Source organism: Roseibium sp. HPY-6 (assembly GCF_040530035.1).
Lineage (GTDB): Bacteria > Pseudomonadota > Alphaproteobacteria > Rhizobiales > Stappiaceae > Roseibium.
In genome coordinates this window covers 359,474-381,963 of the sequence record NZ_JBEWCD010000003.1, presented here as the reverse complement: position 1 = coordinate 381,963, position 22,490 = coordinate 359,474, and the positions used below count along the sequence as shown (strand labels likewise).

Below are 22,490 nucleotides of genomic sequence, written 5' to 3'. Positions count from 1 at the left end.
TCATATCCACGAACGCATAATTATGGAGGAGAATATGCGTATCAGAACAATTGTGGCTGCGGCCGCAACCCTTTGCCTGTCCGCAGGCACGGCTCTTGCCGACTACGACGGCGTTCCGAGAACGTTCCTTTGGAACCCAGGATCCGTGGACATATTCGATGCCGCGGAATTCAAGAAGGACGGACCCTATGTCATCGGGTTCTCCAATGCATCGATTTCAAATCCGTGGCGTGTTGCCATGCTGCACGGGATCGAAGCGGCAGCGGAACGGCACGCCGACAAGATCGAGCGTTTCATTATCACGGACGCAAATGACGATCCGTCCAAACAGGCCGCCGATGTTCAGGATCTCATTGCCCAGGGTGTCGATATTCTGTTGATCAGTCCGGCAACCGCTGAAGCTCTTGATCCGGCGGTGCGCCGGGCCAAGCGTCAGGGGATCCCGGTGGTTCTCGTGGACCGCCAGGTCTCGTCCGACGAAAACTACATTACCTTCGTCACGGCATCCGACCAGGCGTTGGGCCGCATTTCTGCTCAGTGGCTCGCGGAAAAGCTCGGCGGCGAAGGCAAGGTTGTCATGCTTGGCGGGCTGGCCGGTGCCTCGCCAGCGGAAAACCGGATCAAGGCCGCGATGGAGGTGTTCAACCAGTTCCCGGGAATCGAGGTTCTGGAAACGCAATACACCTCCTGGTCGCCCGCGAACGGCAAGACCATCATGTCGGCACTGATCCAGAAATATGGTGACGAGATTGCAGGCGTGTGGGCAGACAGCGGTCTGCAGGGCTCCGGTTCCATCGAGGCCTTTCTTGCGGCCGGATACGAAGCCGGAAAGATCCCGCCACACACCGGTGGCGACTTCAACGCGATGTATCAGCTCTCCGTGCAGAACGACGTTCCGATGATCGGTATCGATTACCCGCCCGCAATGGGTGCCGAAGGGTTCGAAGTCCTGTTTGACGTGCTTGACGGCAAGGGCATTCCGCGCCGGATCGAGGTGAACCAGCAGGTGGTCGTGTCGGAAGGTCATGAGACTCCCTCTGTGAAAGCTGACGTCTTTACCGCCGACTATGCTCTTATGGATAAGCCGGGATCGGTCATCATGTCCTCCGGCGTCGGCGCGGACTACGATCCGGCAACTTTCACTGCAAACTATCCAAAATAAGCCTCACACCGGGCGGCTTCGGCCGCCCGGAAACTGGGATCGGGGAGGAGAACCAGCCATGTCTGAGCCGGTACTGGCCGCGCGCGCGCTGTCAAAGTCGTTCGGACCGAACGAGGTTCTGAAAGAAATTGAATTCGAGGTCCATTCGGGCGCATCCGTCGCGCTTTGCGGCGAGAATGGTGCGGGAAAATCGACCCTCATCAAACTGCTGACAGGCCTCTATCATCCAACATCCGGACACGTCGAATTCAGCGGAAAACAGGAAGACTGGTCGAGCCCGAGAGCGAGCCTCGATGCCGGAATTGCCGTCGTGCATCAGGAGTTCTCCACCATAGGAGCGCTAAGTGTTGCGGAGAACATTTTTCTCGATGCCGAGCCACTGACCCGGTTTGGGTTGATTGATCGAAAAGCACTTGTCGTCCAGACGGAGACATTGCTGGAAAAACTCGGCATCCATCTCTCCGCGAGATCCCTCGTCGACGATCTGAGCGTCGCCGACAAGCAAATGGTCGAAATAGCAAAAGCGCTTCGTTCCGATGCCAGGGTTCTGATACTGGACGAGCCGACGGCAGTCCTGTCTCAAAACGAGACCCGGCATCTCTTCAAAATCATCAATGAGTTGCGTTCACGGGGCCTCGGCATCGTTTATGTGTCACACCGTCTGGACGAGATCTTCGAGATCTGCACGGACATCACCGTCATAAAGGACGGCGTGGTCACATCCCAGGGGCCCGTTTCCGAATACACGCATGATACGGTCATTGCCGCGATGGTCGGACGCGAACTGGGTAACCTCTTCCCGCAAAAGCCACGTGACGGTGAGACCGGTGCACCCATGCTTGATGTCAGGGATCTGATCGTTGCCGATGGCCTGGCTCCGGTCAGCTTCGAAGTCAGGGCAGGTGAAATCCTTGGCCTGGCGGGATTGGTCGGTTCCGGGCGAACGGAACTTGCGCTTGCCATATACGGCGCGGAAGGCGCGAAGGGTACCGTCCTGATAGAAGGCGAGCCGCTGGATTACCGCTCGCCATCCAACAGCATCGATGCCGGCATTCTCATGCTCACCGAAAGCCGGAAGGATGACGGGTTGTTCCTCAACAGTTCCGTTGCGCGCAATTTTGCCGCGACAACGCCTGGACACGGGGTTCATCCGGCGCGTGTTGCCATTGGCCACGAGGAAGCCCGGGCGCGTGTCATGAAGGAGCGTTTTGGCGTTGTAGTCGACAATGTCGGTCTGCCGATCTCCGCGCTTTCGGGGGGGAACCAGCAAAAGGTTCTGATTGCGCGCCTTCTGGAGAACAGGCCTAAAGTGCTCATCCTCGATGAGCCAACGCGCGGGGTTGATGTCGGCGCCAAATCAGAGATCTACAAGATGCTCCGGCACTTGGCGGATGAAGGCATGGCGATCCTCGCCATTTCGTCTGAACTCATTGAAATCGTGGGACTTTGTGACCGTGTCTTCGTCATGCGGGATGGAGAGTTGGCGGCCGAGTTGACGTCTCAGGAGATATCGGAAGAGGCGATCATGAGTGTCGCGGCAGCCGAGACACCCAGCCATCACGGGGTAACTTCCAATGGATGATGTAATTCGCATGACGCGTACACAACCGGTGCATCTGGTCGTGCTCGCTCTGATCGGGCTTGTTGTCCTTGTCGGGATGTACAGTTCGGACCGCTTCGCCACCCCGCTCAATTTTGCCAACGTGCAGGATCAGATGGTTGCTCTTGCGCTTGTCGCCCTTGCGCAGACCATCGTCATTCTTTCCGGCGGGATCGACCTGTCCTATGCCGGTGCGCTCGGCCTTCTGACCGTTGTCTTTGCCTCGATCGCGGGGGAAGATCCCGCCAGCTTTGCAGCCGCGATCGCCATTGTTCTCAGCCTTGGCGTCTTCATCGGCGCGATCAATGGCAGCATCGTCACCTTTGTGGGTATCCATCCGCTGATCGTGACCCTGGGAACCTCAACCATCCTGTCAGGCCTGGCGCTGCTGATAACGCGCCAGCCGACAGGATCGGTTCCCCTGTTCTTCGAGGATCTGGTCTACGGGCGCATCGGCATGATCCCATATGGGACCATCTTCACGCTTATGCTTTACCTTCTGGCCGGCTTCCTGCTTTGGAAAACCAGGCTTGGCCTCAGGATCTATGCCATCGGCGACAATGAACAGGCGGCATCGATTTCAGGTGTCCCGGTCAAATCGACCAAGCTGATCGTCTATGCGCTATCGGGACTTCTGGCGGCGGTCACGGCGATCTATATCTGCGGACGTTTCGGCGTCGGCGACCCAAGAGCCGGTGTCGGGTTCGATCTCAAGTCAATCACGCCGGTCATTGTCGGCGGGACGCTGCTTGCCGGTGGCCGCGGCGGCGTTCTGGGAACCCTTCTTGCCGTGATTGTGTTGGCCCTGCTCGCCAATGTCCTGAATTTCATGAACGTTTCCAGCTTCTACCAGTGGATTGCGGAAGGACTGATCATCATCGCCGCCGTCTCCATCTTCGTCGGGAGAAAAAGCAAATGAGCATGACGGCGCTTTTTGGAAAAGACAGCGGCACGGTCCGGGCACAGCAAAACCGGGAGTTGCTCCTGCTGACCGGCTTTCTGGTCGTCATCTGGGCGGTCACGACGGTCCTGTCACCCAGATTCCTGAGCCCGGCAAACCTGAGCGACATTCTGCTTCAGGCAGCGCCGCTCGGGTTTGTCGTGATCGGGCAGATGATCGTCATCATCGTTCGCGGGCTGGATCTGTCGGTCGCCTCCATAATGGCCACTGTCGCGGTTCTTTCCATTGGATTGAACGACAACACCGTCGTGATCTTTGCGGTTGGTATCCTGCTCGGCGCGCTCATCGGCGGCATCAACGGATATCTTGTCGCCTATCGGGGCGTGACGCCTTTTCTGGCAACGCTTGCAACGATGATCGTGCTGCAGGGGGTCCGCTTCGCCTATACGGGCGGTGCCCCGGGTGGAACCTTGCCGGAAACATTCCGTTGGCTTGCGACAGGCGACCTGTTCGGGATCCCCGTTGCGCTGATGCTGCTGGCCATTGTTGCCTTCGCCGCGCACTGGCTGCTCGAATACACCGTTTATGGGCGACGTCTGAAACTCTACGGTGACAATCCCGAAGCGGCCTACATGACAGGAGCTCCGACCCGTCTGCTTGTGGTCAGCGCCTTCATGATTTCCGGTGTCCTTGCCGGATTGGCCGGGCTCGTCCTGGTCGGCTATGTCGGGATCGTCGACAACTGGACCGGGCGTGGTTATGAACTCGACTCGATCGCCGCTGCCGTTATCGGTGGCGCTGCGCTGAGTGGCGGCAAGGGAAGTGTTCCGGGTGTTCTGCTGGCAACGCTCGTGCTTGTCTCGCTGTTTAACATTGTTGTCATCCTTGGGCTTTCGATCGAGTTGCAGCTCGTGATCAAGGGAAGTTTGATCTTGCTGGCGGCGGCTGTTTACATGCGCCGGTCACGACGTTGAAACCAGGTTGAGGGCGCGACCGTGCCAACCGGCGAAACTCCAAGATCCAACCTCGTCCGTATTGCCCGGATCTTGAGCTGTTTTGATCATCGGAACAGCCCAAGACCCACGCACGAGATCCTGAGCGAAGTCGGCATGGGCCGGTCGACCGGGTTCGGGCTTCTGAGGGCGCTGACACTGCGGGGCTGGCTGGTAAGGGTTGATCACGGCTCCTTGAAACTTGGACCAAAGGCCGCTGAACTTGCCTTTGTGCCACTCGAAGCCATTGACGCTGCGCTGCCGGGCAGCACCACAACGCTGCCACTCGACAGAACCGCGGTGGATGCTCATCATGCGAGCACCGAATGGGATGCGCGCCTCTTTGAAACGGTCTCCACGGATGCCTACAAAGGGTCTGCTCCGTTCCGTATTGGCTTTGCAAACGCGTCCCTCTCAAATGAATGGCGCAAGGCGATGTTTGAAAGCATGCGCTACGCGGAGCGTCTGCATGCGGATCGGATTGAGGCCTTTCTTGTCCGGGAGGCCGGAGACGACGCCGGGACGCAGGTGAACCAGATAGACGAGCTTGTCGGAAGCGGAATTGATCTGCTTCTCGTCAGCACGACCAACGCCCATTCGCCTTTCTTGGACCGCAAGCTGAAGGACGTTGCGGATGCTGGACTTCCGGTTGTCGCGGTCGACCGACGTCCGCGCGATCCGTCTTCGCTGGTTTCCTTCGTGACGGCCTCCGACCGGCGCATAGGGCGTATAAGCGCCCTCTGGCTGGCGGAAAGACTCAAGGGTACCGGCCGTATCTGGATGCTGTCCGGCCTGGAAGGCGCAAGCCCGGCGATGCGGCGCCAGTCGGCAGCCTTTTCCGGATTTTCGGAGTTTCCAGGTATTCAGATCGAGGCAGTCACCTACACCGACTGGACCGAAGAAGGTGGCCGCAAAGCCATCCAGCGTCTGTTCGACCAGGGAGGTGGTGCTCCAGACGGCGTTTGGTGCGACAGCGGACTGCAAGGCGTCGGGTCGCTAAAGTTCTTTATTGAAAACGAGCTTCGCATCCCTGCCCATACCGGCGGCGATTTGAACCAGATGTACAAGCTTGCGCTCTATCACAAGGTTCCCTTTGTCGCGCTGGACTACCCGGCAGCGATGGGTGCCAGGGTCGTCGAGGTGGCGTTGGATATCCTCTCCGGCAAGTCCGTACCGCGCAGGGTGGAAGTGCCGGTTCCGATCGTTCTGCCCCGTGGTATGGAAACGGCAAGCGTGCGCGCTGATACCTGGGCGGAACGGCATGTCGGTTGGGATCTGCCAGACACTGCTATTCTGTCCCAGGGCCCAAGCCTGCGCGTACTTCGGTCGGAAGGTGTGAACAAGCAAGGGTCACGACATGGATAAGACCGATACGCCCTACGACAAGGCGATCGATATCTTCGAAGGGTTGGTTGAGCAACCGCTTCAGAAGATTGTTTCCGGGCCTCTCCCGCTTGCCCGCACAGTGGGACTGGCCACGACGTCGGGGTATAGAGCCGTTGCGATCGCGGAGAGCGAAGGTCTCTTGAGCCGGTCGACCGGAGGGGCCTATCTGCGCGGTCCCTCGGCGCTCGCAACCGGGTTGTCCGCGCTCGGGTTCGGTGAATTTGCGCTTGTAGCTGAGCCCGTGCTCATCCAGCTGCGCCAATCGACTCGTCTGACGGCCTTCCTCGCCGTCTTGAGCGATGGGACATGTGCGACCGGTCCGTTTTCCAGTGGTCGCGGCATCTCGTTCATAACCCCTCAGCGGCATTACAGTGTGCTGATGCCGCCTGCCTTCGATCCCGACGGGCTTGCCGAGATTTCCCTTGCTCATCAATTCGAGGCGGTGGCGGCACAGCGTGCCGTGATCTCCTGCGTTTCGGAACGCCGGAGCAAGCGTTGCATTGTGGGCGTCTTGTTGCCTGGTACCCGTGAAGTGACAGGAAACGAGCTTCGATCAGAGCTGGCCAAGGCAGCTGATCTACTTTGTTCGCATTCGGAGACACCTGCATGACTGACTTCGACGAACGCAGAACCTGGGACCCTCAGTTCCGGTTCTCGGATGTCCTGGATGATTTTGATGACTGGCTCCGGTGGCGGGCGGAGGCCAGCAGCACCGTCGGCAAGTCGTTGTCTTTTGAAAGGCTTGCTTATGGCCCTCACGAAAGGCAGTGGATTGAACTGGCGAAGTGCGGCGCCGGTCAAGGCAATGTCGTCCCGGTTTTCATTCATGGAGGTTACTGGCGCAGCCTCACTGCGGAAGATCATCGGTGCGTGCTGACCGGATTGTCTGCGTTTGGGAATACATGCGCAAATGTCGAGTACCGCCTCATGCCGGAATTTCGGATGGACGATCTCGTTGCGGACGCGGTTGCAGCCCTTGCCAAGCTTGCTGCGTTTTATCCGGACCCCATCCGGTTCTTGTTCGTCGGACACTCCGCTGGTGCGCATTTGGCTGTGAGCACAGCTCTCAAAGCCGGACTTACTGACCGGATCGCCGGTATTGTCGGGATCAGCGGCGTCTACGATCTTGCACCTGTTGCCAAATCTTTCCTGCAGGACGAGATCGGGCTGACGGAGCAAGAGATTCGATCACACACTCTGATTGGTGCATCAATCGATGTGCCCCTTCTTTGCGTGGTCGGCGGTGACGAAACGGACGAGTTCAAGAAGCAGTCACTGGCGATGGCTGAAACTGCCGGTGCGGGACACATAATTGTCCGCGGGGCGCACCACCTGAGCATCCTCAGCGATCTGAATTCGCAAAAGAGCCCCTTGATTGATGCACTGGGCGTCTGGTTAAACAAGTCCAGCCAACCTGCAGACGTGGACACGATATCATCATGACTTCTCAACTTAATCTGCCGGGCGACGGAGTTTTTGTGTTCCGGGCCTGGCGGCCGGATCTGTCCGGGCCCAGTCTTTGCGTGTTGCGCGGCGACACTCTGATCGACATTACCTGCGCTGCCGTGTCCACGATGCGGGACCTGCTCGAATTGGAAGATCCCGCAGGCTGGATCACCGGTGCGGACGGCGTCGCCATCGGCACAGTGGACGAAATTGCGGCCAATTCCGTTGAAAGCCCCAATCCGGCCCTGCCCTGGCTGCTCGCCCCTGCGGACCTTCAGGCGATCAAGGCCTGTGGTGTCACTTTCGCATTTTCCATGCTTGAGCGGGTGATCGAGGAGCAGGCAAAAGGCGATCCGGCAAAAGCCGAGAAGATCCGCGAACGTTGCACGGCCATTATCGGCGACAGCCTCAGATCCGTTACGCCGGGGTCCGAGAAAGCGGCTCAGCTCAAGGATGCCCTGATCGCCGAGGATGTCTGGTCGCAGTATCTGGAAGTCGGCATCGGACCGGATGCCGAGGTGTTCACCAAATCACAGCCGATGTCCGCCGTCGGCTTTGGCTCATCCGTCGGCCTTCATCCCATTTCGAACTGGAACAATCCGGAACCGGAAGTGGTTCTGGCGGTCGATAGTTCCGGGACCGTCAAGGGGGCGACGCTTGGCAACGATGTCAACCTGCGGGATGTGGAAGGCCGCTCCGCGTTGTTGCTGGGCAAGGCCAAAGACAACAACGCGTCCACGTCGTTCGGTCCCGCGATCAGGCTTTTCGACGACACTTTCTCGATGGACGATGTGCGCCGGCTTGAACTGGATCTGACCGTATCGGGGACGGACGGATTTGAACTCGCCGGTCATTCCACCATGACGGAGATCAGCCGCGATCCGCAGGACCTTGTCGCCCAGACGCGCGGGCGGCACCACCAGTATCCCGACGGCTTCATGCTGTTCCTGGGGACGCTTTTCGCGCCGACCGAGGATCGCGACGCTCCCGGCGAGGGGTTCACGCACAAGCTCGGCGATATCGTCAGTATTTCATGCGCGCAGCTTGGCACTTTGCGCAATACAGTCCGGCTCTCGACCGAGTGCGCGGAGTGGACATTCGGGACAAGCGCGCTCATGCGCAATCTGTCAAAACGCAATCTAATCTAAGGGACAAGCGGGATGCTAACGGGCAAGAATCTCATCAACGGGGAATGGGTCTCAGGCGACGCGACGTTTCAGTCGCAGCCGGCCGACGGCGCTCCAAACAGTTTTTCCGAAGCGTCGGTAGACGATGTCGATCGGGCGTGCCGCGCTGCGGACGATGCTTTCGAAATATTCAGCACCACGAGCGATCAGGAAAGAGCCGCTTTTCTGAAAAAGATCGCAGACGAAATCGAGGCGCGGGGTGCGGACCTGACCGAGATTGGTGGTCAGGAAACCGCTCTGCCCGCAGCACGTCTTGACGGAGAGCGCGGCCGCACGACCGGACAGCTGCGTCTGTTCGCGGAAACGATCCTGAAGGGCGACTATCTGGACCGGCGCCACGACAGCGCGTTGCCGGATCGTCAACCCCTGCCGCGCCCGGAACTTTTTCTGGTGCAGAGACCGATCGGACCGGTTGCCGTTTTCGGCGCGTCCAACTTTCCGCTGGCGTTTTCCACGGCAGGCGGCGACACGGCATCGGCCTTCGCTGCCGGTTGTCCGATCGTGGTTAAGGGCCATCCGGCGCACCCTGGGACGGGCGAGCTGGTTGCCCAGGCCATCGATGCTGCGGTCAAGGCATGCGGCCTCCCGGCAGGGACATTCGGTTTCCTGCAGGGCACGACACTTGCGCTCGGTCAGGGCGTCGTCCAGCATCCGCTTATCAAGGCGGTTGGTTTTACCGGTTCACTCAGGGGCGGACGTGCGCTTTTCGATCTCTGCGCCGCGCGGCCGGAACCGATTCCGTTTTTCGGTGAACTCGGTAGCGTCAATCCGGTTTTCTTATTACCGGGAGCTTTGGAAGCACGTGCGGAGGCGATCGGCGAAGGCTGGGCGGGGTCTCTTACGATGGGCGTCGGCCAGTTCTGCACCAATCCGGGCGTTGTTGTCGTTCATGCCGGAGAGAAGGCCGACAGCTTTGCGACCAGCGCCGTAAAGGCACTCCAGGCCGTTGGCGCGCAAACCATGCTGACCGACGGGATCGCGAGCGCCTGCCGGGACGGGCAAGGCCGGATCGGAGCCGTTGCCGGTGTCGAAACGCTGCTCAGCTCAGTCAGCGACAACAGGGGAGCAACGCCGGCCGTCTACCGGGCCAGTGCCGAGACCTTTGTCGGAAACCGCGACCTGCAGGAAGAGGTGTTCGGGCCTGCCGGTGTGATCGTCACCGTTAAGGATGACGGGGAAATGCGATCCGTCGCACGCAGTTTCGAAGGACAGCTGACGGCCACTCTTCAGATGGAAGAGAGCGATGCCGCGCTGGCAAAGTCGCTCATGCCGATCCTGGAGCGCCGCGCCGGCCGCATTCTGGCCAATGGCTTCCCGACGGGCGTCGAAGTCGCTGAAGCCATGGTGCATGGCGGACCTTACCCGGCTTCGACCAACTTTGGTGCGACCTCTGTCGGCACCATGGCGATCCGCCGCTGGCTGCGGCCGGTCTGCTATCAGAACCTGTCGGCGGAGTTGCTGCCCGACGCGGCCAAGAGCTGATTTCGAACGCCGCCGGATCCACTCCGGCGGCTTTCATCCATGGTCTAACCGCGTCCCACGAAGGGCATATTCGTTGCCATCACGGTCAGCGTGAGAACATTGGCGTCGAGCGGCAGGCTCGCCATGTAGACCACGGCGTCAGCGACGTGCGCCGCGTCCATCGTCGGTTCCGGTGCCAGTTCGCCGTTTGCCTGGGGGACGCCGCCGCTCATCCTGGCGGTCATGTCGCTGGCGGCGTTGCCGATATCGATCTGGCCACAGGCGATGTTGAACACCCGCCCATCGAGCGATGTGGACTTCGTCAATCCGGTAATGGCGTGTTTTGTCGAGGTGTAGGGCGCTGAATTCGGCCGGGGCGTCGTTGCCGAAATCGAGCCGTTGTTGATTATGCGTCCGCCGCCAGGTTCCTGCGCCTTCATGAGCTTGAAAGCCTGTTGTGTGCACAGGAACGCGCCGGTCAGGTTAGCGGCAACCACGTTGCTCCATTCCTCGAAGCTGATTTCCTCAAGCGGAACGGGTGAATTCCCGATGCCGGCATTGTTGACGAGAAGGTCAAGGCGTCCGAACTCAACACGCAGCTTTTCGAACAAGGCGCTGACCGATCCGGGATCGCCGACGTCACATGTCATCCAGGACACCTTGTTTCCCGTCTCGCGCTCCAATTCTTCCGCTGTGGTGGCGAGAACCTGATCGCGCCGGCCGGTAATAATCACGTGCCAGCCCGCAGCGCTGAGCCCCTTTGAAACTGCCTTGCCGACACCGGTGCCGCCGCCAGTTACAAGGGCGATCCTGCCGGCGGAGCTTGTTGAGGTATCGGTCATGGGATTACGCCTTCCAGTTCGTCTTCAATGTGGATTCTGATGATGTCGTCAAAACGCGTTTCCGCGATGAAGCCGAGGTCCAACGCACGGCGGGCATCGAAATTCCTTGGCCAGCCGGCAACGATTTTCCTGATCTCCGGATTTGGCTCCCGGCGGATAAGGTCAGCGGCTTTGGCGCCGGCAACGCGGCGCAGGGCCTCGATCTGTTCGCCGACCAGCGCCGACAGGCCCGGCATTGTCAGGTTGCGCCGGGCACCCAGCTGAGACGTGTCGAGACTTGCTGCGTGCGCGCAGAAGCCGACGGCGGCGCGCGGGCTGGCAAACCAGTGACGGACGTCCTCTTCCACAGGCAACATGGCTTCCTCGCCAACCAATGGCTCGCGCAGGATATTGGAAAAGAAGCCCGAAGCGGCCTTGTTCGGTTTTCCGGGCCGGATGCAGATCGTCGGGAGGCGGATGCCGATACCGTCGAGGAAACCTTTTCGGGAATAGTCGGCCAAGAGCAGTTCGCTGACCGCCTTTTGCGTGCCGTAGCTCGTCAGCGGCGTTGTGAAGAAGTCATCACTGATCCTCTCCGGAAACGGCTCACCGAAGACGGCGATCGACGAGGCAAAGACGAAACGCGGGCAGTACGGCTCGCGGACACCCTCACTGCGGATCGCGTCGAACAGGTAACGCGTCCCGTCCAGATTGATGGCATAGCCCTTTTCGAATTCAACCTCGGCCTCGCCCGAAACGATGGCGGCCAAATGAAAGACAAGGTCCGGCCGTCCGGCGATCAGCGAAATGGCGTCTTCCTGCTTCGCAAGGTCCACGGTCCGGGTCGTTGCGATCGACAGAAGCGATGTGGGAACCGGCGGCTCAACCACATCGGCCAGTGTCAGTTTTTCAACGTCTGCCCGGAAAAGATCCGGCTCTGACGCAAGCCGTTCCACAAGCTTGCGGCCGACCATTCCTGCAGCGCCCGTGACGAGAATATGCATATCCGGTGATCCTCCCTGCCGATGCGACCCGGCTTTTCTGCCAAAGTCCGGATGGGCTCCGGCGCTTGCGGCATCGGCGCGCAGGATATTGCCCGATCAGGGTCGTCCGCAAGTGATTGTGATAAAGGAAAAAACGCCGGTGATCCCGACAGGGTTCGAACCCGTGACCCCTGGATTAGCAAATAGATTTCTGGCGTATTCGCAATTTTCCTGAAGTGTGATCACTTCTTATATCTGTTTGAATACATTGATTTTTCTTCCTTACCTTTTGGAGCGCTTCAATAGATATGCCTGCACTTGGACGTCATATGGAGCCCGACTTTAGTGTCGGAAAGAGCACGTAGCAATTGCAGAGGCAGTTTGAAGGAAGATTTCAAAATGCTGCGTCGATGCCTTCGCTCCAAATGCTGAAGGGTGCTTCGTCTGCTCACGATGTTGCCAAGAAGGTTCTGGCAAGCGTTACGCTTGGAGAAGATCCAGCTGCGTAACGGAATGCCGAGCGACAGGCAGTCACGTTGGCTGAACTCTTGGAACTTTTCGTTGTCGGGCAAGGGCCAAGCTCAAACCCTCAAGTTATTTCTCCGCCCTGAAAAAACATGTGTCGACTGGTCTTGGAAAACGTCCGGCTAAGGCAATCACCAATGAACAGAGCTAAATTGTGCACCGGGACAATTCAGGGGCGGGATACGTCATACGAGGCGCAAAACTGCGTACCGAAATCGATAGGTGATTATCAGAAACCGTAACAAGTGCGCTTTAGGAACGACTACTTCATTCATCGGTAGTATTAGGAAAACTTTTAAACCCTTGCTGGCGGCTGTGTGAATGGATTAAGCTTTGGTATTCTATCAGAGACTATGATTGTGACTAAGTTAACACTTCATCCACGCGCTGCCCCAAGGAACAAGATACGCGTCTGGCTCTGCGTCGACGGTGCACCGGAGCAAAGCTCACCGGAACCTCTTCGGTGGAAATTAAACGGAGAGGTCGTCGAGCCGGAGATCCTGCGCCCCCTCTCCACATCACATAACTCTGGAACAGTCTTGCTCACCGGGGTCTTTGAGATTTCGATTGATGAAGACAGCGGTCCGTTCAATCGGGTATCGCTTACCGCGTTTGGCGAGACAGTCGCGCTGAGAGTAAAACAAGCTCCCCGGGAGATTCCGAAGGATACCTGGTTCCGTGTGTTGTTATGTTCCTGCTTCCACCAAGCTGAAAATCGTCAAGCCCTCGTTTCGCAAACCTTTTTGAATATTCCTGCATCCGAACGACAGGATCTGTCTGTGTTCATGGGCGATCAAGTCTATCTCGATCTGCCAACGCTCAACAACTACCCGGACAACGAGGCCGAACTGGCCGACAGGTTTGAGCGATATTATCGGACAAATTGGACCTCATATCTGGGCCTCGATACGATACTGAAAACTGCGCCAAGCGTATTTTGCCCTGACGATCACGAATACTGGAACAACTTCCCTCATAGATCGCCAATTATTCAAAATTCGTGGAAACAAGAGTCACGAGAGCGATGGAAAAGCGCAGCTGATCAACTTTATGACGCCTTTCAGTGTGGGGTGCCAGCTGAGCGCGGCGACAACATTGAAATCGACATCGACCCTATTTCCATTCTGGTTTTGGATCAGCGAACGCATAGGCAAGAAGATCGTAGTGCAACCCTTGCTCCCGAAGGACTCCAGCGACTGAACGAGTGGGTGGACCGGCTGATCGCGGAGAAAAAATTCGGCGCTGTTGTCACGGGGCAATCGCTCCTGGATAAACCAGTTGGTGAATTCAAGGGAGCCGTTGCGGACTGGATGCTTCCCAACTACCGCGACTACGAGAGCATTGTTAAAGCCCTTGAACGCCTATCAGACGCAGGCCGACCTGTTTTGTTGTTGACCGGGGATGTTCACTGGGGACGGGTCACTGAGGTCAAACGAGCCGGGCGCACCAAGTTCATTGAAATCATCTGCTCCCCTTCGTCACTGGTCACCACTATCGGTAACGATCAGCTCAAAAGTATCGGTGCAGGATTTCGCAAATTTTTCAAAGGCGAGGAAACACGTTGGCCACGTCACTCATCCGCGCCCGATCCTGAGCCATATTTTGCTCAAAGCGTTTTCGGCAAACGCTATCAAACAAAGGTCATCTACAAACACCAAGGCGACCAACTTTCAATGCTTGCACTGCGCAGAGCTGCCAACACGCTCGAAGCAAAAGTCACCTACTACGAGGTCCATAAACGACCGAAGGATCCCGAGAAAGTATCTCTCGGGCTGCTTTAGATGACAGGTTTTCAGGAGAGTTCAGATGCTCAATATCATTGCCTCATCAGCCAAGGAATTAAATCCCGATTTTGTCCAGACACCCAGGCATCGAAACGAAGACAATGTGAAATGGGTAGAGAGAAATCTCAAGAAACTTGCAGCGGAAGACGGCGCGCGGGGCATGTCCTATCTTGTTCTGATGGGCGGCACGCAGAAATCCTACTTCCATACCCGTGTCGCACAGGGACATTTAAGAAATGACATGAGCCCAAGCCACTGGTCGCACGTCGTGCTGCTGCAAGGATCGGGGCCCACGAAAAAGGGTGCAATCTGGGAGATTGCGCTGGAACCCGCAGAGGGATTTGGCTATCCGCCGTCCGACAACGCGGTTGAAGAGGCTCATCTATCCAACTACGCCAGCAAAAATATGTTTCCTAACATAGCGGTCCTGAGAGTGCCGGTGAAGTTGAGCGAGATGAAGAAAACCATTCTGCAGTTCAAGAAACAGCGCGTAGATCTTGATTGCGTCGAACTGCTTTTGCTTTGGCTTGGCTATGTCTGGGGGGTTGGAAGAGCCGATAACCCATTGTTCGACGGATACGGTCTTCCGTCTGCGGCATTCATCGAAGCACTTTGTTCGGCCAACGGTTACGATCTGACACCAGGTCTGGAAAGTCGGGCTAGCTGCCCCGAAGCAATTTGGCAAGCGGCACGCTGGTGGCACGAGTTTCAAAGAGATCAGCAAGGTGCAGCCCCATTAAGAGGCATGTGGCACACAGAGCATTATCTCGGAAAGTAGTTTCCATCATAAATCGCGGCGCTTTGCCTGACATTACGACTGTCTTGAAATCGGCGCAGAACTGGATTCCGTCATCGGACGCAACGTGCGCGGCGTAAAATTCGTCCGGGAGCTCACCAGTTGAAAAAGCTGGTGAGCCCGGCAGGATTCGAACCTGTAACCCTCAGATTGGGAATTTTGAATTCTGAGATTTCGCGGGATTAGTCAGGATTTTGCGAGATATCAAAAAACAGCTTGAACAAAAGGGCTTTTGTTGCGGCAACGTCTTGTACACTCCCGTTGCTGCTGACCACCCTTCCAACCTTGAAGAATTCAAAACCTACGCACCTTAAAACCGTGAGACGATGCGGCTGGCGCTGCGATCGTCGAAAAATCCGCGCAAAACAAATTCGTCGACCCAGACACAGGTCACTCCGGCGATGGATCCCGCGCCTTTCATCGCATCCGGCAAACGTCCCGAGCTGTCGTAGATCAGATAAAGCGTGATGCCAAAAAGCTTGTTTTTTCCCAAAACGGAAACCCAATGCCCAATTGATGGGCTCACCACATTGCTGAGCGCAACCATGGCAGGGGATCGCCCCCCATTTGTTCGCTCATCCAGGAATTCTATCAATTTGTCTTCAGTTGCGAAATTGCCCGGGTTCATGTCGTGCAATCGAAACCCACCTGCGCCCAGGCTTTCCAGATACCGCGCAGCATCCAGGACATGGAGGTCTTTTCCGGTGTTTTCCTTCCCGTGGTCCTTCACATCAATCGTTTCGTCAAATTCATCGCGTGCCGCCAGCGCATCGTCGCTGTTAAAGCTGATCGAGATCGGGCCGAGCGCGGACTTTACGGTTTCCGCAACGGCGTAGCCGGCAAAATAGCCACAATCCGCGCCACCGGGCAGACTCTGTTTTGCATGCATGAGGTTGGGTCTGTTGTTAAGCGCGGCCTTCAGTATTTCGCCCTCGGCGCGCTTCATGACCACATCAAGGGCGGGCCATGTCTCTTTTGTGCCCACGATCCCGTCAATTGTCGGCAGCTTGAAATTATCCTGAAAAATAACAACGCGCCCTGCGGTGAGACGGCCGTATTTGCCATCCGGAACCAGCAGCAGATCGCTGTCCTTCAGATCACTGAAGGTGTTATGGCCCATTTTAGACAAGGCCTTGCTGCTTGGAATATAGCTTTTATGCAGGTTCTGCACTTTTGCGATCAGATTCAGGTCTTTTTGGAGAACTTCGACAGTATATGACTCCGTATAATTCTTTAGCAATGGCCAGTATTTAGGCCCACCAAATTCTGGCATTGCGCACGTCCTTTCAATCAATTCGTCTGCAATAAATTTGCGTCAATCGCTGCACCAGTTAGCGCAATACCCAGGCTTCCAAACCCTGGCGTCATCTTCTTCGACAAGGATTGATCCTGCCGTTTGTCTTCCTTAGCTCGACCCAGACCAAAGGCCTGTCATATCGGTGCTAACGCCATACGCGCGGCAAAGCTCCGACGCCGAGATGCCGGCCTGATGCTCTTTCAAGATGCTGATGATCTGTTCCTCAGAGAACCTGGATCGCTTCGTCGTCTGCTACCTTCATTTGAGAACAGACTAACCTCAAGACGGGGAACATTCAGTGGAGCAGATCACACTTTGTAGAGATACGCTGAGATTTTCGAGCAGCGATTTGGTGCGAGCCTGCTTCGCTTGAGCTGCGCCATGGTTCCACTCAGCAGGCCATGACCAAAGACCAAACACTGGAAAAACGTGAACGGATCCTGCGCTTGAACGGCCCGGATCAGGGGGCTGGGTCACCCGCTAAGCTGAAAGGGACCTGGTTTGCGGAACCCATCAGGGCCAGCGATCAAAACCGCGCAAAAAGGCCGGACACATGACTGCTTCTGACAAACGCACAAATCAGATCAAAAATGTCTTGCTATGCAGGAGCCATCCACACAGGACATTCAATACAGTTTGTGAGAAATACTGCTAAGCGGACAAAGCAGACAGTCGCAGCATGCAGGCAATGACTGCTTTTGTGCCGTATGCAAGGGTCATCTCGCATTGTGACGTGAGGTGGAGAGCATCAATCAAAGCGAACCAAAAGTACTACACCGTCCGGTCGGCCACCTGTTTCTTAACAAAAGCTCCGATTTCTGCGACGGAGCTGTCTGCTTCCGGGCATCGTCCGACGTTCAAGTGCCAAACGTGGGACCGCCCTTCGAACATCTGCAATTTAGTTGTGACGCCTTGATCTCGAAGACGATCGGCAAGAGCCTTCGAATCGTCAAACAGTATCTCGGTTTCGTCGACATGGATCAGGCATGGCGGCGCAGCCACGAATTTGCCAAGCACCGGGGAGACCTCGGGGTCGCTAGGATCGTGTCCGGCAAGATAGGCACTTTTGCCCCGAAGGATCCAACTAAGTGGGACCAAATGGTCAGATCTTGCATTCGCCTGCAACGATCCGTTGGTCAAACGCAGGTCGGCGAATGGTGAAATTCCGGCAACAGCAACTGGTTGCTGCAAGCCACGGCAGCAAATGCGATGCAATAAGGCGAAGACTAGGTTGCCGCCTGCACTGTCGCCAATAAGACTAATAGGACCTGCTTTACGATCAGCACAAAGGGCTTCATATGCTGCTGTCGCTTGGTCAAGCGCCGTCGGAAAGCGATGTTCGGGAGAGAGCCCGTAGTGCAGGAAGTACGCTTTCTGGTTTGCTGCGCCACCAAGCCTGGCAACCAGGTGGCGATAACCGCGCAAGTTGCCAATCATGAACGCACCGCCATGTAGATACAGCATACTGCCGCCTGTCGGATCTTGACCAACCTGGCAAACTGTTGTTCGAACTGAGCCAGTTCCCCATTCCAATGATTTTTCTACCAGCCTTAATCCGCTGGGAGTCTTCAAGGTGATGGCTGCGCTCAAATCAGCAATGCGGCGAACCGTTGGTTGATGTGGGATCGAGGCGAGCACCGGTTTTTGAACCAACCTTGCATAGCCGTTCCAGAAACGTTGATGGCGTGACAGCATGAGGCTTCGTTGCACTGAAGTTCACCCTCGTCAAACGGGGTCGATGCGGACACCTACCACGTCAAAGGCCGCCCAAAAAACGGGCCTAATTCAGCCCAACGCCGCACAAGTTGTGCCTATCGGTCGTTAAAACAAACCGCAGCATTGGTCAAGATGGGCTCTCGGCAGACCTTTGCTGCAAGGTGTTCGGATGGCGGTAGGGCGGACAAAACCACTATTGCGATTTCGAAGTCCAATGTCCGTAGTCGTTCGATCCGTTAAACCGCTTTCTTTGCTGTGAATGAAATCCGCCGGTGATGTGCAGACGTTCAACGGCCATCTGTCGCTTGGGGAGGCAGCTACCAGAACGGCACGGCGTCGGGCAACGTCGCCCCACAATTCTTGCATTGCCGGACTTCGTCAGGATCTCGGTTCATCTTTCCACAGCTGTTACAGCGGACCATGACAGGGTTCATCCGAGCCTTGGCCCAAACAGAGGTGAAGCCGTGGGTAGCAAGTGAGCCGTCATACATGCCCTTCTGAACCTCTGCATGGGCACCCTCCCTCATCACGCGCCGTGGGGCATCGAGACTGTCCCATGCCGAGATCGTCACCATCCGGTGCCCAATCACCGCCGTAGTCGCCCCGATGAAGCCATCCATTTTCAACATATCGATCAACGAAGCCCGAGATCCTTCCCGAACCTTCTGGACGCAGTCTTCATCACGGGCGTGGAGCGTTGTGATCGAGAAAGCAACGGGCTCATCCAGACGGCCGGTTTGGACTTCTGTAGAAACTCCGAACTTGAACGGACCGATCTGGCTAGGTTGGACGACGATATTGAGGCCCAGTTGGGTGGGGACATCTCCCGCATTGAAGTATCCCTTGACTGTCGCGACTTTGCCGTCGCGGAGGGTAAAGAAGTCCGAGCCTTCCGCGCGAACCGACTTCTGCGTCGGCGGCAGTCCACGGAACGATCCGGTGTTCGTCCCCAGCATTACCCATTCGGCAGCTGCCCGGTCAGGACCTATGCTGCCAAGACTGCGCTCCTCAAATTGCAGATCCGGAAAAGCGGCCCAAAGCTGCTCAACATAGGCCTTCAGTTCGGCGCCCGAGATTGGACCACCTGTGCCAGGATCTTCGTAGCTTCCATCATCAGTAAGGCTTGCAAGGATGGCGTCAGCGTTTCGTTGGTTCCACGCGGAGAAATATGTCCTTACGGCTTCCAGATCGCTCATAGTCTCCCCCTAAACTCCGTTCCAAGTCTATTAACTTAATGCCAGAGTAGAGAGAAACATGCATGATCGCGATGTGTCTGGAAAGCCATTTCAATTGGTGTCGGCTGATGGAGTTGCTCTCAAGCTATTGACCCAAGCCCTCCAAGAACGGACATCGGCGGGTTGCGCAGCATTTGGAAGTTGTGGGCTCTGAGCTGACTTTTGCGGTACAACGAACCAATGGCCGCAATAGTAGTTTCAGGGGTGCTTCGGATCGAAAACTAATGTCCTGTCTAAAGCCAAAACCTAGCTTCGCAATATGTGTAGTTATCTTCTCCGGCAACTCAGAGAGTCAACCGGTGTTGCCTTGACTTTGAATTGTGGAAGCCCGGTGGAAGTCAGAAAAAATTTTTCTTAGCGCTTTTTTCGCTAACTTATTGAAAAATATGGTGACCCCGACAGGATTCGAACCTGTGACCCTCAGATTAGGAATCTGATGCTCTATCCTGCTGAGCTACGGGGCCTTGGCTAGCTCGCTTAACACGATTTGTAGGACTTTGCGAGCCCTTGCGCGATCCTTTGGGCCGCAAGGAACCTCTTGCCGGATGGCTGCGGCGCTCAGGTGTTTCACGGCGCTTCACGATAACGTTTCACGCTTTTGTCTCGGACTTGCCTTATTCGCTGCTTAGCAACGGAAGTAACATGCGCAGTCAACTTCGCATCACTCTTGCGAAACGTGCTCGAAGACTGGTCAAGAGCTGCGCCGGGATTCTGGATCGGCATGCCGGCGGCCGGAAGTTCCTGCACGGAACTGGTAACAGGGGGATAAGTGTTCAACTCTTTCAGGCGATACGAGCGGCAGGATCCCCTCCGTACTAGCGGGTTTGCGATACGTTCAGCTGTCCTGACGCTTTGCGTGGGTTCTGGAATCTGTCTGTTGAGTGAAAGGGCGATGGCCGAAATCGCAACCACATCTGAGGGCGGAAATAATCTGCCGGTCGATGCGTTGCCGGCCTGTGTTTCGGATGAAACGGCACGTATCGAAGTGAGAGCAGTTGCCGAAGCGGGTCTTTATTCCGATGCGGGCGGACGCAGGTATTTTGCGACGGATCTCTCCTTTTGGAACGCAAAGGGCCTCACTGGCCAACAGAGGCAGATGCATCTGGTTGCCGTGCCGGTTGGCGAACCCAACCGGTGGGGATTGATCCCGGCATGGATCATTCAGCTTGGAGACCAGAACCCGCGCCTTTATCAGGCCGAACAGCTTTCAAAAGGGAATGCCGTCTTCGCACCCGACAAGGCCTCGCCCGAGTGTGCCGTGTCGTTGCGACGTGCCGAAGCTGCGGCGCGGCGGGCCGAATCGGGGGAATGGGGGACTGAGGGGGATGTGCGCATCTTTTCAGGGGCGGCACCCGCTTCGTTCCAAGGCAATGCCGGACGCTACGTCATTGCACGCGGGCGGATAGTTTCGCTTGGAAAAACACGCAGCACCCGCTATCTCAATTTCGGCAGACACTGGAAATCGGATCTGACCGTGACACTCAAGTCTTCTGAAGAAGCGGCGTTTAATGAGGGCATGGGTGCCGATGGATGGCAGATTGAAGACCTGCAGGGTCTCTTTGTCGAGGTCAGGGGTGTTCTGCAGGAGAAGGACGGGCCGCTGATCGCGCTCCGGCATCCTGAGCAACTACGTGTATTGGAACGCAAAAGGGCAGGAAGTGGCGGCCAAAACAGCAACTGAATTGTGTCGCAATGAGCGTTTGAGACCGGCAGCCAATGCAAAACTGTCCGTCGGCAAACGGTTGCGCCTGCTCCTGGCTTGCCTTGTGTCGTTCACGGTCGCTTCGTGTCAGTTGCTCGGCGACGGCACGAGTGTGGGTTCGGTATCGCCCGGGACCCTGCGTCCGAGCCTGACCAGCGACATCGGAGCGCGTGAGCATCCGCGTGTCGTTGCGACATATGGCGGCGTCTACAAGGATCCGGGCGCTGAAAGAGCCGTTGCCAGCGTTGTCGGCCGGTTGGTTGCCGCATCGGATGACCCCTCGCAAAGTTACCAGATCACGATCCTGAACTCGCCGGCCATTAATGCCTTCGCTTTGCCCGGCGGATATCTCTACATCACGCGCGGGTTGCTGGCACTGGCCAACGATACGTCGGAAGTTGCCGCCGTACTTGCGCATGAAATGGCTCACGTGACCGCCAACCACGCCATCAAGCGGCAGCAGCGTGCGGAAGCCAAACAGCTTGCCAACAAGATCCTGACCGACGTGGTGCAGGATTCAGAGGAAGCACGCAAAGCCATCATTTCGTCCCAGCTGTCATTCGCCCGCTTCAGCCAGGTTCAGGAACTTGAAGCAGATGCGATTGGCGTCAGGACGCTTGCCAAAGCGAAGTTCGACCCATATGCGGCCGCGCGGTTTCTGAGGTCGATGGCGGCCTATGCGCGTTACCAGTCGGCGGACAAGACTTCGACAAGTGCGCCGGACTTCCTGTCATCGCACCCTTCAACACCTGAGCGGCTGCAAATTGCGGTGAAATCCGCGCGACAGATCGGTGCGCCGGGCATCGGCGAGCGGGACCGTGACAGGTACCTTACCCAGATTGATGGAATGCTCTACGGGGATGACCCGCTTGAAGGGTTCGTGCGCGGCCGATCCTTCCTGCACAAGGCGCTCGGTATCGGTTTCACCGTTCCACAGGGATACATTCTGGAGAATTCAACTGAAGCGGTTCTTGCCAGCAATGGAGACGGCACTGCGATCAGGTTCGACGGGGCCGATGTCAGCGGGTTCTCGAGTCTTGCGGACTATATGAAGTCGGGCTGGATCAACGGACTTCTGCCTGAAAGTGTGCGTGAGACAACGATCAACGGACTTCCCGGCGTGACCGGGGCCGCTATCACTCAGGGTTGGTCCTTCAGGATTGCTGTCATTCGCATCGGACGCACCGGCTACAGGTTTATCTTTGCAAGCAGGTCGCCCAATCAGCGCTTCGACGAAGACTTCCGGCAAACCGCAGACAGCTTCCGGCAACTGACACCGACGGAACGTGCCCGTCTGCAATCGCTACGGCTCAAGGTCGTCAAGACCAAGGCCGGCGACACGCCGCGTAAGCTTGCCGTCGGGATGAGCGGCGTGGAGCCGTCAAGGCGGTTGGAATTTTTCTCGATTTTGAACGACCTCGATCCGAACAAGACCATTCCGACGGGAACCGCTGTCAAACTGGTTGTCGAATAGGTCGAAGCAATGTTCTTCTGGA

Annotated in this window: 18 protein-coding genes, 1 tRNA gene and 1 pseudogene; 13 read left to right on the top strand and 7 right to left on the bottom strand. The window is 57.0% G+C overall.

Features of this window, described 5'->3' with window-relative positions; translation table 11 throughout:
* Positions 1-34: 34 nt before the first annotated feature.
* The 9 genes from ABVF61_RS27725 to ABVF61_RS27685 are packed head-to-tail and all read left to right on the top strand — an operon-like array spanning position 35 to position 10,156.
* Positions 35-1,162, top strand: a complete 1,128-nt coding sequence (locus ABVF61_RS27725) for a substrate-binding domain-containing protein (RefSeq protein WP_353996848.1) — start codon at positions 35-37, stop codon at positions 1,160-1,162.
* 58 nt (positions 1,163-1,220) lie between these two features.
* Complete coding sequence (locus ABVF61_RS27720; RefSeq protein ID WP_353996847.1) at positions 1,221-2,744, top strand: sugar ABC transporter ATP-binding protein; 1,524 nt, start codon at positions 1,221-1,223, stop codon at positions 2,742-2,744.
* Positions 2,737-3,681, top strand: a complete 945-nt coding sequence (locus tag ABVF61_RS27715) for an ABC transporter permease (protein WP_353996846.1) — start codon at positions 2,737-2,739, stop codon at positions 3,679-3,681. Before ABVF61_RS27720 ends, ABVF61_RS27715 begins: the two co-directional genes overlap by 8 nt.
* A complete protein-coding gene (locus ABVF61_RS27710; protein ID WP_353996845.1) occupies positions 3,678-4,637 on the top strand; it encodes an ABC transporter permease in 960 nt (319 codons plus the stop codon). The genes ABVF61_RS27715 and ABVF61_RS27710 overlap by 4 nt, the downstream gene beginning before the upstream one ends.
* 21 nt (positions 4,638-4,658) lie before the next feature.
* Positions 4,659-6,020, top strand: a complete 1,362-nt coding sequence (locus tag ABVF61_RS27705; protein WP_353996844.1) for a substrate-binding domain-containing protein — start codon at positions 4,659-4,661, stop codon at positions 6,018-6,020.
* Positions 6,013-6,651: an IclR family transcriptional regulator gene (locus ABVF61_RS27700; protein ID WP_353996843.1), complete on the top strand. Its 639-nt coding sequence runs from the start codon at positions 6,013-6,015 to the stop codon at positions 6,649-6,651. Before ABVF61_RS27705 ends, ABVF61_RS27700 begins: the two co-directional genes overlap by 8 nt.
* Entirely contained in the window at positions 6,648-7,484 is an 837-nt protein-coding gene (locus tag ABVF61_RS27695) for an alpha/beta hydrolase (protein ID WP_353996842.1), read from the top strand. The genes ABVF61_RS27700 and ABVF61_RS27695 overlap by 4 nt, the downstream gene beginning before the upstream one ends.
* Positions 7,481-8,635 (top strand): fumarylacetoacetate hydrolase family protein, encoded by a 1,155-nt coding sequence (locus ABVF61_RS27690; RefSeq protein WP_353996841.1) that lies wholly within the window; start codon positions 7,481-7,483, stop codon positions 8,633-8,635. The genes ABVF61_RS27695 and ABVF61_RS27690 overlap by 4 nt, the downstream gene beginning before the upstream one ends.
* A gap of 12 nt (positions 8,636-8,647) precedes the next feature.
* A complete protein-coding gene (locus ABVF61_RS27685) occupies positions 8,648-10,156 on the top strand; it encodes an aldehyde dehydrogenase (NADP(+)) (protein ID WP_353996840.1) in 1,509 nt (502 codons plus the stop codon).
* A 44-nt stretch (positions 10,157-10,200) separates the two neighbouring features.
* On the opposite strand, the gene ABVF61_RS27680 is transcribed toward ABVF61_RS27685, so the two are convergent.
* A complete protein-coding gene (locus ABVF61_RS27680; RefSeq protein WP_353996839.1) occupies positions 10,201-10,977 on the bottom strand; it encodes an SDR family oxidoreductase in 777 nt (258 codons plus the stop codon).
* Positions 10,974-11,960 (bottom strand): D-erythronate dehydrogenase, encoded by a 987-nt coding sequence (gene denD / locus ABVF61_RS27675; RefSeq protein ID WP_353996838.1) that lies wholly within the window; start codon positions 11,958-11,960, stop codon positions 10,974-10,976. Before denD ends, ABVF61_RS27680 begins: the two co-directional genes overlap by 4 nt.
* A gap of 1,043 nt (positions 11,961-13,003) precedes the next feature.
* Here denD and ABVF61_RS27670 point away from each other — a divergent pair.
* Together ABVF61_RS27670 and ABVF61_RS27665 are read left to right on the top strand one after the other, a co-directional pair.
* Complete coding sequence (locus ABVF61_RS27670) at positions 13,004-14,245, top strand: metallophosphoesterase family protein (RefSeq protein ID WP_353996837.1); 1,242 nt, start codon at positions 13,004-13,006, stop codon at positions 14,243-14,245.
* A 25-nt stretch (positions 14,246-14,270) separates the two neighbouring features.
* Complete coding sequence (locus tag ABVF61_RS27665; protein WP_353996836.1) at positions 14,271-15,026, top strand: hypothetical protein; 756 nt, start codon at positions 14,271-14,273, stop codon at positions 15,024-15,026.
* A gap of 328 nt (positions 15,027-15,354) precedes the next feature.
* On the opposite strand, the gene ABVF61_RS27660 is transcribed toward ABVF61_RS27665, so the two are convergent.
* The 5 genes and pseudogenes from ABVF61_RS27660 to ABVF61_RS27640 all read right to left on the bottom strand — a co-directional run bounded on the left by ABVF61_RS27660 (position 15,355) and on the right by ABVF61_RS27640 (position 19,756).
* Complete coding sequence (locus ABVF61_RS27660; RefSeq protein WP_353996835.1) at positions 15,355-16,164, bottom strand: peptidoglycan-binding protein; 810 nt, start codon at positions 16,162-16,164, stop codon at positions 15,355-15,357.
* Between the two features lie 321 nt (positions 16,165-16,485).
* Positions 16,486-16,584 (bottom strand): annotated as a pseudogene (locus tag ABVF61_RS27655) (transposase); the annotation flags it as partial.
* A gap of 528 nt (positions 16,585-17,112) precedes the next feature.
* Positions 17,113-18,036 (bottom strand): alpha/beta hydrolase, encoded by a 924-nt coding sequence (locus ABVF61_RS27650; protein WP_353996834.1) that lies wholly within the window; start codon positions 18,034-18,036, stop codon positions 17,113-17,115.
* 338 nt (positions 18,037-18,374) lie between these two features.
* On the bottom strand, positions 18,375-19,253 hold the full coding sequence (locus ABVF61_RS27645; RefSeq protein WP_353996833.1) for an ester cyclase: 879 nt from the start codon (positions 19,251-19,253) through the stop codon (positions 18,375-18,377).
* Positions 19,254-19,679: 426 nt separating this feature from the next.
* Positions 19,680-19,756, bottom strand: a tRNA-Arg gene (locus ABVF61_RS27640).
* Between the two features lie 428 nt (positions 19,757-20,184).
* On the opposite strand from ABVF61_RS27640, the gene ABVF61_RS27635 reads away from it, so the two are divergent.
* Positions 20,185-20,973, top strand: coding sequence for a hypothetical protein (locus tag ABVF61_RS27635; protein ID WP_353996832.1), 789 nt, complete (start codon positions 20,185-20,187; stop codon positions 20,971-20,973).
* 43 nt (positions 20,974-21,016) lie between these two features.
* Entirely contained in the window at positions 21,017-22,468 is a 1,452-nt protein-coding gene (locus tag ABVF61_RS27630) for a M48 family metalloprotease (RefSeq protein ID WP_502950033.1), read from the top strand.
* Positions 22,469-22,490 lie beyond the last annotated feature (22 nt).

Bases quoted from the DNA above. Each gene is read 5' to 3' on its own strand.
- ABVF61_RS27725 (WP_353996848.1), top strand. From the start codon at position 35: ATGCGTATCAGAACAATTGTGGCTGCGGCCGCAACCCTTTGCCTGTCC.
- ABVF61_RS27720 (WP_353996847.1), top strand. From the start codon at position 1,221: ATGTCTGAGCCGGTACTGGCCGCGCGCGCGCTGTCAAAGTCGTTCGGA.
- ABVF61_RS27715 (WP_353996846.1), top strand. From the start codon at position 2,737: ATGGATGATGTAATTCGCATGACGCGTACACAACCGGTGCATCTGGTC.
- ABVF61_RS27710 (WP_353996845.1), top strand. From the start codon at position 3,678: ATGAGCATGACGGCGCTTTTTGGAAAAGACAGCGGCACGGTCCGGGCA.
- ABVF61_RS27700 (WP_353996843.1), top strand. From the start codon at position 6,013: ATGGATAAGACCGATACGCCCTACGACAAGGCGATCGATATCTTCGAA.
- ABVF61_RS27695 (WP_353996842.1), top strand. From the start codon at position 6,648: ATGACTGACTTCGACGAACGCAGAACCTGGGACCCTCAGTTCCGGTTC.
- ABVF61_RS27690 (WP_353996841.1), top strand. From the start codon at position 7,481: ATGACTTCTCAACTTAATCTGCCGGGCGACGGAGTTTTTGTGTTCCGG.
- ABVF61_RS27685 (WP_353996840.1), top strand. From the start codon at position 8,648: ATGCTAACGGGCAAGAATCTCATCAACGGGGAATGGGTCTCAGGCGAC.
- ABVF61_RS27680 (WP_353996839.1), bottom strand. From the start codon at position 10,977: ATGACCGATACCTCAACAAGCTCCGCCGGCAGGATCGCCCTTGTAACT.
- denD (WP_353996838.1), bottom strand. From the start codon at position 11,960: ATGCATATTCTCGTCACGGGCGCTGCAGGAATGGTCGGCCGCAAGCTT.
- ABVF61_RS27665 (WP_353996836.1), top strand. From the start codon at position 14,271: ATGCTCAATATCATTGCCTCATCAGCCAAGGAATTAAATCCCGATTTT.
- ABVF61_RS27660 (WP_353996835.1), bottom strand. From the start codon at position 16,164: ATGGGCCATAACACCTTCAGTGATCTGAAGGACAGCGATCTGCTGCTG.
- ABVF61_RS27650 (WP_353996834.1), bottom strand. From the start codon at position 18,036: ATGCTGTCACGCCATCAACGTTTCTGGAACGGCTATGCAAGGTTGGTT.
- ABVF61_RS27645 (WP_353996833.1), bottom strand. From the start codon at position 19,253: ATGAGCGATCTGGAAGCCGTAAGGACATATTTCTCCGCGTGGAACCAA.
- ABVF61_RS27635 (WP_353996832.1), top strand. From the start codon at position 20,185: ATGGCCGAAATCGCAACCACATCTGAGGGCGGAAATAATCTGCCGGTC.